We start from the raw sequence: 10,474 nt of genomic DNA, 5'->3' as shown, positions 1-10,474 counted from the left end.
GGTGTCGGGGTCGGTGTCGGCCAAGACCGATCTGCTGGTCGCCGGGCCCGGGGCGGGATCGAAAGAGACCAAGGCGCGCGATCTGGGGGTCGAGATCATCGACGAAGACGGCTGGTTCGACCTGATCGAGGGCGCATGAGCGGCAGGCCGGAAATCCTGTTCCCGCTATTCGGTGATTTGGGCGGGCTCAAGGGGGTCGGCCCGACAACCGCCGAAACGCTTGGCCACATGGGCATCGAGGTGCCGCGCGACCTTCTGTATACCCTGCCGCATTCGGTGGTGGATCGCCGTTTGCGGGAGACGGTCAACGGTGCGGATTTGCCCGCGACCCTGACGGTTGAGGTTCAGATCGGTCAGCACCGCCCGCCGCGCTCCAAGGGCGGCGCCTACCGTGTGCAGGTCGAGGACGCGAAGACCGCCTTTCAGATCGTGTTCTTCCACGCCCGCGGCGATTACGTGGCGCGCATCCTGCCCTTCGGTGCGCGGCGCATCGTGTCGGGCAAGGTCGAATTTTTCGACGGCATGGCCCAGATGGTGCATCCCGATCACGTGCTGATGCCCGACGAGGCGGACACGCTGCCAGAGTTCGAGCCGGTCTATCCGCTCACTGCCGGGGTCACGCAGAAGACCATGGTCAAGGCCGCCACCGATGCGCTGTCCCGCGCGCCGGACCTGGTGGAATGGATCGACCCCAGGTTAATGGCGCGGGAAAACTGGCCAAGCTGGCACGACGCGATGCACATCGCACATGCGCCGCAAGGCACGGGCGCGCTGTCTCTCGACAGCCCGGCGCGGCGGCGGTTGGCCTATGACGAGTTGATGGCGCACCAGTTGACGCTGGCGCTGGCGCGTGCACAGAAGCGCGCCAAGCCGGGGATCGCGACATCGGGCAACGGCCAATTGCGCCACAAGGTATTGACCGCGCTGCCCTATCGCCCCACCGGCGCGCAGATGCGGGCGGTGGACGAGATCACCGACGACATGGCCAGCCCGCACCGCATGAACCGGTTGCTTCAGGGGGATGTCGGTTCGGGCAAGACACTGGTCGCCTTCATGGCGCTGCTCACCGCGGTCGAGGCGGGCGGGCAGGGCGTGATGATGGCGCCTACGGAAATCCTTGCGCGGCAGCACCTTGAGGGGTTGCAGCCGCTTGCCGAGGATGCGGGCGTCGTGCTCGAACTGCTTACGGGGCGCGACAAGGGGGCAGAGCGCGCGGCCAAGCTGGCAGCGCTCAAACGCGGCGATATCCGGATTCTCGTGGGCACCCATGCGGTGTTTCAGAAGGACGTGGAATTTTCCGACCTGAGGCTGGCGATCATCGACGAACAGCACCGGTTCGGCGTGCGTCAGCGCCTCGAACTGGGGCGCAAGGGCATGGCCGTGGACGTGCTGGTCATGACGGCGACACCGATCCCGCGGTCTCTGGCGCTTGCGCAATACGGCGACATGGATGTGTCCGTGCTGGATGAAAAACCGCCCGGGCGCACGCCGGTGAAAACCGCGCTGCTGTCCAATGAACAGATGGACGGTGTGGTTGACCGGTTGCGACAGGCCGTGGCCGAGGGGCGTCAGGCCTATTGGGTCTGCCCCTTGGTGGATGAAAGCGAAGTCTCGGATCTGACGGCGGCGGAAGACCGGTTCAAACGTCTGCGCGCGGCCTTGGGCGAAGGGGTGGTCGGGCTGGTTCATGGCCAGATGCCACCTGCCGACAAGGACGCCGCGATGGCGCGGTTCGTGTCGGGACAGACAGGCGTTCTGGTGGCGACCACGGTGATCGAAGTGGGGGTGAACGTGCCCAACGCGTCGATCATGGTGGTCGAACGGGCGGAAACCTTCGGGCTGGCGCAGTTGCACCAGTTGCGGGGGCGTGTCGGGCGCGGGGCTGCGGCCTCTACCTGTCTGTTGCTCTACCAGCCGCCGCTGTCGGAAACAGGAATGAAACGCCTGACCACCCTGCGCGAGACCGAGGACGGGTTCCGCATTTCCGAAGTGGATCTCGAAATGCGCGGGGCAGGCGATGTTCTTGGCACCGCGCAATCAGGCCTGCCGCGCTTTCGCATCGCCGATCTTGAGCGTCAGGCCGGGCTGATGGCGATGGCGCAGGACGATGCGCGCAAGCTGTTGCTGGACGATCCGACGCTGACATCGGAGAGGGGAACTGCGGCGCGGGCGCTGTTGTACCTGATGAAACAGGACCAGGCGATTCAGCTGATTTCGGTGGGGTGACCCCTTTTGTTCTCAAATGTTCTCAAAAAGTTCTTTACACTAGGTAAAGAACATGAGAACAAAGGGGCAACAAGGAGGACATCACCATGATGCAGCGGATCAAGACCACGCTTCATACGGCCAAGGCCCAGACAAATACGGCGCTTCTTCAGGACGCGCTCGGGGCCATGTCGCTGGTTGTCATGCTGGTTGCGGCCCTGCATCTGCCGGTGCTTGTCTGACTTTGTTTTCTGCCTGCGTGTTTCGCCGTAACGCTCATCTGCATCCTGTCCCAACTGATGCACCTGTCCCAGAAGGTTGCCTGCCTTCGGAGCGATGACGGCCCCCAACGAACACGTCACTGTACCGCCGCCTTCATCCCCTGAAGCGCGGCGGTTTTTTTACGTCAGGTTTCGTCAGGTTTCATGGTGGATCAGGCGGATTGGGTTTCCACCAGTTGCGTCACCGCATCCGAGGCTGCATCCAGCGTCAGCAGGATCGACGCGTGACGGTTCTTGAACGCCACCGCCGGTCGCAACACCTCGAGCCCGTCGAACGGAGCCGAGGGCGTGGGCCCGTCTTCCTTGAGCATGACGCGCAATTCATCGCGGGCGCGGGTGATCTGATCGGGCGTGGTGCCGATGATCGCGCCGCCGACAACCGATGCTGCCGCCTGACCCAGCGCGCAGGCTTTGACGTCCTGCCCGAAGGCGGTGACTTTTCCATTCTCCAGCGTCAGATCCACCGTCACGGTCGAGCCGCACAAGGGTGAGCGTTTCTTGACCGTGGCCCCCGGGGCATCGAGCCGCGCGAGATGTGGAATATCCGCCGCCAGTTCAAGGATGCGACCGGAATAAAGCTTGATAAGATCGGTGTCGCCGGACATGGCTTTCCCTTTCGCCGTTCCCCCCATAGATAGGAGACCGATCGGCGGATGCAAAAAGGTTTTTCCCCATGAGCTTTGATCCTGCGACTTTGGTCTATAACGAGGCGGGCCTGATCCCGGCAATTGCGCAGGATGCTGCGTCGGGTGAGGTGCTGATGATGGCCTGGATGAATGCCGAAGCCGTCGCGAAGACGCTCGAGACCGGGCGCGTCACCTACTGGTCACGGTCGCGCGGGGCGTTCTGGGTCAAGGGCGAAAGCTCGGGCCATGTGCAGGAACTGGTTGCGCTGCGGGTGGATTGCGACCGGGATTGTCTGCTGGTGGCGGTGAACCAGACGGGACCGGCCTGTCACACCAACCGCCGGTCCTGTTTCTACACCGAAGTGCAGGACGGCGCGGAAGTGGAGATCATGGCGCCGGTGCAGAGGTAGTTCTTGCATATTTGGAAAGAGAAGAAGCAGGGGGGCTAGAGCCCGACCATGCGCCGGATGTCCTTCGGGGTCGCCCCTTCGGCGCGGTAGAGCGCGATGGCGCGGGAATCGTCGCGTTTGGCAAGACGTTTGCCGTCATCGTCCCGGATCAGCCTGTGGTGATGATAGGTCGGGGTCGGAAGGCCGAGAAGGGCTTGCAGCAGCACATGAATCGGCGTCGCGCTGGCGAGATCCGCGCCGCGGATCACATGGGTGATGGCCTGCGCGGCGTCATCGACCACGACGCTCAGGTGATAGGCGGCGGTTCCGGTGTCGCGGCGGGCAAGGACGACGTCGCCGATCTCCTGGATCAGGGGGCCGCGCGTTAACCTTGACGCGGGGTGAATGCCGGTATCGACGTAGTGTGGCAAAGCGCGCAGACTGTCGACCGCGCGGGCCATGTCCAGACGCACGGCGTCGGTGTCGGTGCGATCCTCCCAGGCGCGATGGCGGCAGGTGCCGGGATAGATCAGCCCGTCGGGGCCAAGCAAATGTGCGCCTTCCTGCGGGGCGGATGCGGCGCGGCGGATGTCACCGCGGGTGCAGGAACAGGGGTAGAGCAGGCCCATATTGCCCAGCCGTGTGATCGCCGCGTCATAGGCGGCCTTGTTGTCGGATTGGCGCAGGACCGGTGTTTCCCAGCTCAGGCCAAGCCACGCGAGATCGTCAAGGATCTGCGTTTCGAATTCCGGAGTGCAACGGGCGGTGTCGGTGTCTTCGATCCTCAGGAGGAACCGGCCACCGTCGGCCTGTGCCATGTCGTGAGCCAGCAGCGCCGAGTAGGCGTGGCCGAGATGCAACTGGCCTGTCGGGCTGGGGGCGAAGCGTGTGACAAAGCCCATGGCGCGGCGTCAGTCCTCGTCCCGCCGTCCGTAACGGCGCGCGCGGCGGTCTTCAGCGCTTTGATAGATCAGCACCCATGCCAACAGGATGAACATCGGGTGTGTCAGGCCGCCGGAAAAGACCAGCGCCGGGATCCAGATCAGGAACACGAGGATCGCCGTGAAAAGGCGCCCGGTCAGAAGGATCGACACGGGCGGCAGGAAGAGGGCAAGCACGTAATTCATGCGTATTCGCGTTGCAGGGCCAACCACTCGGACCAGGCCGCCTTGGCGCGGTCGGTATAGGCCTTGTAGCGGTCCTTGCGGCCGCGCCGTCCACCCTTGAGGCCATCGACCGGGCGGAAGAGGCCGAAATTGACATTCATCGGCTGAAAGGTTTTCGCCTCCGCGCCGCCGGTGATGTGGTGGATCAGCGCGCCATGGGCGCTGTCCTGCGGCACGGCGGGGAGCGGTGCGCCGGTGATCTCGGCGGCGGCCATGCGGCCCGCCAGAAGCCCCATGGCCGAGGATTCGACATAGCCTTCGACACCCGTGACCTGACCGGCGAAGCGGATATTGGGCTTCGAGCGCAGGCGCATCTGGTCGTCCAGCAGCGTCGGGCTGTTCAGGAACGTGTTGCGATGGATGCCGCCCAGGCGGGCGAAGCTGGCATTCTCCAGCCCGGGAATCATCCTGAAAACATCGGCTTGCGCGCCGTACTTCATCTTGGTCTGGAAGCCGACGATGTTGTAGAGCGTGCCGAGCGCATTGTCGCGGCGCAGCTGCACCACGGCCCAGGGTTTGACATCGGGTGCATGCGGGTTGGTTAGGCCGACAGGCTTCATCGGCCCGTGGCGCAGGGTTTCGCGGCCGCGTTCGGACATCACCTCGATCGGCAGGCAGCCGTCGAAATAGCCCGCGGTTTCGCCCTCGTGGAACTCGGTCTTGTCGGCGGCGAGAAGCGCGTCGATGAAGGCGTCGTACTGGGCCTTGTCCATCGGGCAGTTGATATAGGCGCGCTGTTCTTCCTCGGTTTCGCCCTTGTCGTAGCGCGATTGCAGCCACGCCTTGGACATGTCGATGCTGTCGAAATAGACGATGGGTGCGATGGCGTCGAAAAAGGCCAGCCGGTCGGTGCCGGTTTCGCGCTGGATCGCCTGACCCAGCGCGGCGCTGGTAAGCGGGCCGGTGGCGAAAATCCACTGACCCTCACTTGGCAATTCCGTTATTTCCTCGCTGCTTACGCGGATGTTTGAATGTGCATGCAGACGGCGTGTGATGTCGACGCTGAAGGCGTCGCGGTCAACGGCCAATGCGCCTCCGGCGGGCAGACGATGCTGATGCGCGGTGTCGATGATCAGGCCACCGGCCTCGCGCATTTCCCAATGCAGCAGGCCCACGGCGTTCTGTTCGTGGTCGTCCGACCGGAAGGAGTTGGAGCACACCATCTCGCCCAGATCGCCGGTCTTGTGGGCGAAGGTTTCGACCTTGGGGCGCATCTCGTGGATGACGACGGGCACGCCGCGATTTGCGGCCTGCCATGCGGCCTCGGATCCGGCCATTCCGCCGCCGACGATGTGGAGTTCCTGTGTCATGGGGCGCATGTAATCCCTTGTCTGGCGTTTGTCACGTCACTGATCGGGTCTGATCAGGCCAAGCCCGCGCAGGTAGACGCCGATGCCGGTTTCCAGCAGCTCCTCGGGAGGAAAGGGCGACGTGGTGCCGGGCGAATTTCGGGCGAAAAGTTCCACGACTCCGTGGCTCAACGCCCAGACATGGGCCGAGAACATCGAGGCCGGCGGGCGCTTGTCGGGCGGAATGTGCTGCGACAGGTCTTCGGCGGCGCGTTCCAGCACGGCGCGGGCGCGGGCCGACACGGCAGCAAGCTCGGGCGTGCGGTTCACCGAAATGCCACTTTCAAACATTGCAATATAATGCCCGGGGTATTTTCGCGCAAAAGCCAAATATGCGCGGCCCGTCGCCTCGAACGCGGCCAGCGCCGACGGCTGGCCGCTGTCATAGGCGTATTGCATCACGTCAGAGAAGATTTCGTAGCCCTGAAGGGCCGCTTCGGCGATCAGGTCTTCGCGGCCTTCGAAATGGCGGTACACGGCGGCAGGCGTCACACCCGCCTGTTTCGCGGCTTCCGAAAGGGTAAAGCCCGTCGGGCCCTTTTCGGTGATCAACTCGAGCGCTGCATCAACGAGGGCTTGCCGCAGATTGCCGTGATGGTAGCCGCGTTTAGCCATCCCAGATGTCCGGGCCGCCACAGACCTTCGGGTCGATCCTGCCGACGCCACGGTCGCTTTTGTGGGTGTAATCAAGCTGGCTCAGCACGCTGCGGATGGCATTGATCCGCGCGCGGCGTTTGTCGTCCGAGCGGACGATGGTCCACGGCGCGTGCTCGGTATGGGAGCGGGCGAAGGTTTCCCTGATCGCGTCGCTGTAGGCATCCCAGCGTTTCAGCCCCTCGACGTCGATCCAGCTGAGTTTCCACTGTTTGAGCGGATCGCTTTCGCGGGCCAGAAAGCGGCGCAATTGTTCGGCGCGACCGACATTCAGCCAGATCTTGAACAAGTGGATGCCGTCGCCCACCAGCATGCGTTCGAAATCCGGTACCTGGCTGAAGAAATGTTCGCGTTGCTCGGGTGTGCAGAAATCGAAGACATGCTCGACCACGGCGCGGTTGTACCAGCTGCGGTCATAGAACACGATTTCACCGGCGGCGGGCAGGTGGTCGATATAGCGCTGGAAATACCATTGCGTCGATTCGGTCTCGGTGGGCTTGGGCAACGCCACGACACGCGCTCCCCGCGGATTGAGATGCTCACGGAAGCGCTTGATCGTGCCGCCTTTTCCGGCAGCGTCCCGGCCCTCGAACACGATGGCGACGCGGGCGCCCGTTGCGCGCGCCCAGGCTTTCATCTTGACCAGTTCGATCTGGAGCGCCTCGAGATCCTTCTTGTAGTGCTTGCGCGGCAATCGTTCGGAATACGGATAGTGTGGGCTGATCAGGTCGCCCTTGTCGGCGCGATTGATCGCGTTGCGGATGTCGTCCGGTGCGTCGTTCTGAAAGAATGCGCTGATCGCACCATCGAAGGGAAGGTCCATTCCGGGCCCTTTCTGTCGTCTGCTCCGACTCGAATATGGGATGTTAATGCGATTAACGCAAACCCGCACGCCGGGCGGCGCGGTCGATCGCGTCGATGACCTCGGGTTCGGCGGCGTGGTGCGGCATGTGCCCGATGCCGTCGAGCACTGTCAGGTTCGCGCCATCGATCTGTTTGGACAGCGGGATCGAGTGGATCGACAGGCCGACGGTGGTGTCGGCATCGCCGTGGACGATCTCGGTGGGCACGTCGATCGCGTCGTAGCGGGTGTGCAGCGCTTCGATCTCGCCAAGAAGATTCGCGCGCTGCGCCGCGTTTGCGCGCATGGATTTGCGCCGAAGCGTCAGCGGGGCACCGATATGGTCGTGATACCCCTCGGGGGGTTCTTGTGGCGCGAAGATCCCGTCGATCACGTCGTGCACGACGCTGGAGGGCGTGAAGGCGGTGATGGCGGGAACGGCCAGAGCGCTTCCAAGGTCGCTGGACGTGACCTTGTAATAGGTGCTGAGGTCGCTGTTCCAGGGGTTGGACGCGGCGGCCAGCAAGATCAGCGCCGACAGGCTGTCGGGGCGTTCGACCGCCCAGGCAAGCGCCACCGCGCCGCCATAGGAGTGGCCCAGCACCATCGGTCTGTCGAGGCCAAGCTGGTTCGAGGCATCCGCCAGCAGGAGGGCCTGTTCGATGATCGTCGTGCCGTGTTCGGGATCGACCCGGTCCGTATAGCCCATGCCGGGTCGGTCGAAGGCGGTCACGCGGTAGCGCTCGGAAAGCTTGTCGATCAGAGAGAAGGTGAAATCCCGCAGGTTGCCGCTGGCGCCATGGATCAGGACAAGGTCGGTTCCCTCACCCTTGGTGACGTAATGGACGCGGGTGCCGTTCACCGACAGAAAGTCTCCGACGGGCGGATAGGCCTGTTCGGCCCGGGTTTCGCGATACTCGGCCGTGCAGGCGGTCGTCACGACCAATGCTGCGGCACATCCCAGAAGGACTCCGATTCCCTTTAGTGCCAAAACGACCTCCTAGCGGTTGCGCAGATCCGTGCTGGATGCACCGATCGCTTCAATATCGAACGGAGTTGTCAGGTAGATCTCGGACACCCAGTTGCCATAGAGAAGATGCGCATGGCTGCGCCAGCGGTTCTGCGGCGGCAGGCTTGGGTCGTTGTCCGGATAGTAGTTCGCCGGCACGTTGATCGGTGTGCCATTGGCGATGTCGCGGTCATACTCGTCTTTCAGCGTGTTGCTGTCATATTCGAAATGGTTGAACACGTAGAGCGCGCGGTGCTCGGGATCCTCGACAAGGCACGGCCCGGTTTCCTCGCTGTCGATCAGGATCGGCAGGCCGGCGTTCTGCACGTCCTCGCGGCGGATCTCGGTCCAGCGGCTGACGGGAATCACCATGTCATCGGAAAAGCCGCGCAGATAGGGCGAGGCCGGAACCAGGTTGCGGTGCCGGATGCAGCCGAAGGATTTCTTCGGCAGGTCGATCTTTGGCACGCCGTGGAAATGGTTGATCATCGCCATGCCGCCCCAGCACACCCCGAAGGTGGAATGCACATGGGTCTGGGTCCAGTTCATCACCTGGATCAACTCGTCCCAGTAAGTCACTTCCTCGAAAGGCAAATGTTCGATCGGCGCTCCGGTGATGATCAGCCCGTCGAACTTTTCGCCGCTGTCCGCCACCTCGGCAAAGGGCCGGTAAAAGCTTTCCATGTGTTCGGCGGCGGTGTTCTTTGTCTGGTGTTCCGACATGCGGATCAGGTTGAATTCGATCTGCAGTGGCGTGGCGCCGATCAGCCGGGCGAACTGGTTTTCCGTCTGGATTTTCTTCGGCATCAGGTTCAGAAGCGCGATCCGCAGCGGGCGGATGTCCTGCTGGCTGGCCAGCTCGTCGGGGATGACCATCACGCCTTCGCGCTTGAGCACATTGTAGGCGGGCAGGTTGTTGGGCAGTTTGATCGGCATGTCTTACGGTCTTTTCTCGTCAAGTGCGCGGGCGATCAGCGCGTCGAAGTTCTGCGGCGTGGGATCGGCGATCAGGTCATTCGCTTCGATGGTCACGCCCCAGCGATCCGCCATCTTCCGGTAACGCGGCTGGCGATGGGCCAGCGCCTGCGCATAGGTCCAGCGGATAAAGGCATCGGGATCAACGTCGTCCTGTTGAACATTGTTTTCGCTCAGATATCGTGACCATGTGCGATCAAGGAATTCCGGTTGATACGCCATCGGTTTCGGCGCCTTGTCAAAGCGGCGGATCAGGTCTTGGGTGTGAGCCTCATCGCCCTTGATCCAGACCAACAGCGCGTGTTTCGACAGCTCGTTCAGGATCGGGTCCTTCGGATCATCCGGATCGACCCATTCGCAGATCGATCCGCCGGTGTCGCAGACGAAATGCGGATAGCCATAGAGGTCGATTGCGCGGTCGATGAAATAGCCGGTGTCGAGCAGGGCCGCCATCTCGGCGCGGCGGAACTGGTCCTGGCGCTTGCGATACGTGTCGATCGGCATACCCCCGCGCGCCGGATCGCCCGGTTTGCCCAGATAGGCCGAGACCGGAGCAAGATTGTCGAAGGTGATGTTCGATCCGATATAGATCGAATCCGACATCAGCAGGTCCCGCAGGAACGGCACTTTCATCGCCTCGCGCTTGGCGTTGTCGGCGATGTATTCGCCCATGTAGCGGGTGCCGATGCGGTAATCGATCGAATAGTGAAACCAGGTGCCGCTGTCGCGCAGGATGTTCGACATGTGGGTCTTGCCAAGGCCCGACATCGCGAACAGCACGACGCGCTTGTGCGCCGCTGTCTGCCAATCCTGTCCCGATGCGTATTTCATGTGACCGTCCCCGTGCCCCAGATGCCCCGTCGTTCGGGATTAGCGGTGCCGCAGCAGGGCGTCAAACGGTTGATGGCATGAAAAACCCCGCCGGAGACATATCCGGCGGGGCGATGGTCAGGGAGGGGTTTCAGAACTGGCAGCGGCC

Annotated in this window: 13 protein-coding genes; 4 read left to right on the top strand and 9 right to left on the bottom strand. The window is 63.1% G+C overall.

The window, feature by feature from the left end; translation table 11 throughout:
* From LCF60_RS24640 to LCF60_RS18465, 3 genes are all read left to right on the top strand, one after another.
* On the top strand, positions 1–139 hold a 139-nt coding region (locus tag LCF60_RS24640), incomplete at its 5' end, for a BRCT domain-containing protein (protein ID WP_363318439.1).
* A complete protein-coding gene (gene recG, locus LCF60_RS18470; protein WP_292293816.1) occupies positions 136–2,226 on the top strand; it encodes an ATP-dependent DNA helicase RecG in 2,091 nt (696 codons plus the stop codon). The genes LCF60_RS24640 and recG, both read left to right, overlap by 4 nt.
* Positions 2,227–2,312: 86 nt before the next feature.
* Positions 2,313–2,447 carry a hypothetical protein gene (locus tag LCF60_RS18465; protein WP_292293815.1) on the top strand — a complete coding sequence of 45 codons (135 nt, stop codon included), beginning with the start codon at positions 2,313–2,315 and terminating at the stop codon, positions 2,445–2,447.
* Positions 2,448–2,638: 191 nt separating this feature from the next.
* Here LCF60_RS18465 and LCF60_RS18460 read toward each other — a convergent pair whose 3' ends face one another.
* The gene (locus tag LCF60_RS18460; protein WP_292293813.1) at positions 2,639–3,091 is read right to left on the bottom strand and encodes an iron-sulfur cluster assembly scaffold protein; all 453 of its coding nucleotides are present in this window, start codon (positions 3,089–3,091) and stop codon (positions 2,639–2,641) included.
* A gap of 68 nt (positions 3,092–3,159) precedes the next feature.
* Here LCF60_RS18460 and hisI point away from each other — a divergent pair, with 68 nt between their 5' ends.
* Positions 3,160–3,522: a phosphoribosyl-AMP cyclohydrolase gene (gene hisI / locus LCF60_RS18455; RefSeq protein ID WP_292293811.1), complete on the top strand. Its 363-nt coding sequence runs from the start codon at positions 3,160–3,162 to the stop codon at positions 3,520–3,522.
* Positions 3,523–3,557: 35 nt separating this feature from the next.
* Here hisI and gluQRS read toward each other — a convergent pair whose 3' ends face one another.
* The 8 genes from gluQRS to LCF60_RS18415 are packed head-to-tail and all read right to left on the bottom strand — an operon-like array spanning position 3,558 to position 10,326.
* The gene (gene gluQRS / locus LCF60_RS18450; RefSeq protein WP_292293809.1) at positions 3,558–4,403 is read right to left on the bottom strand and encodes a tRNA glutamyl-Q(34) synthetase GluQRS; all 846 of its coding nucleotides are present in this window, start codon (positions 4,401–4,403) and stop codon (positions 3,558–3,560) included.
* Between the two features lie 9 nt (positions 4,404–4,412).
* Positions 4,413–4,628, bottom strand: a complete 216-nt coding sequence (locus LCF60_RS18445) for a hypothetical protein (RefSeq protein ID WP_292293807.1) — start codon at positions 4,626–4,628, stop codon at positions 4,413–4,415.
* Positions 4,625–5,977, bottom strand: a complete 1,353-nt coding sequence (trmFO, locus tag LCF60_RS18440; protein WP_292293805.1) for a methylenetetrahydrofolate--tRNA-(uracil(54)-C(5))-methyltransferase (FADH(2)-oxidizing) TrmFO — start codon at positions 5,975–5,977, stop codon at positions 4,625–4,627. Before trmFO ends, LCF60_RS18445 begins: the two co-directional genes overlap by 4 nt.
* A gap of 36 nt (positions 5,978–6,013) precedes the next feature.
* The gene (locus LCF60_RS18435; protein WP_292293803.1) at positions 6,014–6,631 is read right to left on the bottom strand and encodes a TetR/AcrR family transcriptional regulator; all 618 of its coding nucleotides are present in this window, start codon (positions 6,629–6,631) and stop codon (positions 6,014–6,016) included.
* Complete coding sequence (gene ppk2, locus LCF60_RS18430) at positions 6,624–7,493, bottom strand: polyphosphate kinase 2 (RefSeq protein WP_292293801.1); 870 nt, start codon at positions 7,491–7,493, stop codon at positions 6,624–6,626. The genes LCF60_RS18435 and ppk2 overlap by 8 nt, the downstream gene beginning before the upstream one ends.
* 52 nt (positions 7,494–7,545) lie before the next feature.
* A complete protein-coding gene (locus tag LCF60_RS18425; RefSeq protein WP_292293800.1) occupies positions 7,546–8,502 on the bottom strand; it encodes an alpha/beta hydrolase in 957 nt (318 codons plus the stop codon).
* Between the two features lie 9 nt (positions 8,503–8,511).
* Positions 8,512–9,456, bottom strand: coding sequence for a homoserine O-succinyltransferase (gene metA, locus LCF60_RS18420; protein WP_292293798.1), 945 nt, complete (start codon positions 9,454–9,456; stop codon positions 8,512–8,514).
* 3 nt (positions 9,457–9,459) lie between these two features.
* On the bottom strand, positions 9,460–10,326 hold the full coding sequence (locus LCF60_RS18415; protein ID WP_292293796.1) for an ATPase: 867 nt from the start codon (positions 10,324–10,326) through the stop codon (positions 9,460–9,462).
* Positions 10,327–10,474 lie beyond the last annotated feature (148 nt).

The sequence above is a fragment of the Marivita sp. genome, from assembly GCF_020055635.1.
In the GTDB taxonomy this organism is placed as follows: domain Bacteria; phylum Pseudomonadota; class Alphaproteobacteria; order Rhodobacterales; family Rhodobacteraceae; genus Marivita.
This window is presented reverse-complemented; position numbering and strand designations above follow the sequence as displayed.

What these genes read in the sequence shown, in the direction of transcription:
- metA (WP_292293798.1), bottom strand. Translation starts at nt 9,456, where the DNA reads ATGCCGATCAAACTGCCCAACAACCTGCCCGCCTACAATGTGCTCAAG.
- LCF60_RS18460 (WP_292293813.1), bottom strand. Translation starts at nt 3,091, where the DNA reads ATGTCCGGCGACACCGATCTTATCAAGCTTTATTCCGGTCGCATCCTT.
- LCF60_RS18465 (WP_292293815.1), top strand. Translation starts at nt 2,313, where the DNA reads ATGATGCAGCGGATCAAGACCACGCTTCATACGGCCAAGGCCCAGACA.
- ppk2 (WP_292293801.1), bottom strand. Translation starts at nt 7,493, where the DNA reads ATGGACCTTCCCTTCGATGGTGCGATCAGCGCATTCTTTCAGAACGAC.
- gluQRS (WP_292293809.1), bottom strand. Translation starts at nt 4,403, where the DNA reads ATGGGCTTTGTCACACGCTTCGCCCCCAGCCCGACAGGCCAGTTGCAT.
- recG (WP_292293816.1), top strand. Translation starts at nt 136, where the DNA reads ATGAGCGGCAGGCCGGAAATCCTGTTCCCGCTATTCGGTGATTTGGGC.
- hisI (WP_292293811.1), top strand. Translation starts at nt 3,160, where the DNA reads ATGAGCTTTGATCCTGCGACTTTGGTCTATAACGAGGCGGGCCTGATC.
- trmFO (WP_292293805.1), bottom strand. Translation starts at nt 5,977, where the DNA reads ATGACACAGGAACTCCACATCGTCGGCGGCGGAATGGCCGGATCCGAG.
- LCF60_RS18445 (WP_292293807.1), bottom strand. Translation starts at nt 4,628, where the DNA reads ATGAATTACGTGCTTGCCCTCTTCCTGCCGCCCGTGTCGATCCTTCTG.
- LCF60_RS18435 (WP_292293803.1), bottom strand. Translation starts at nt 6,631, where the DNA reads ATGGCTAAACGCGGCTACCATCACGGCAATCTGCGGCAAGCCCTCGTT.
- LCF60_RS18415 (WP_292293796.1), bottom strand. Translation starts at nt 10,326, where the DNA reads ATGAAATACGCATCGGGACAGGATTGGCAGACAGCGGCGCACAAGCGC.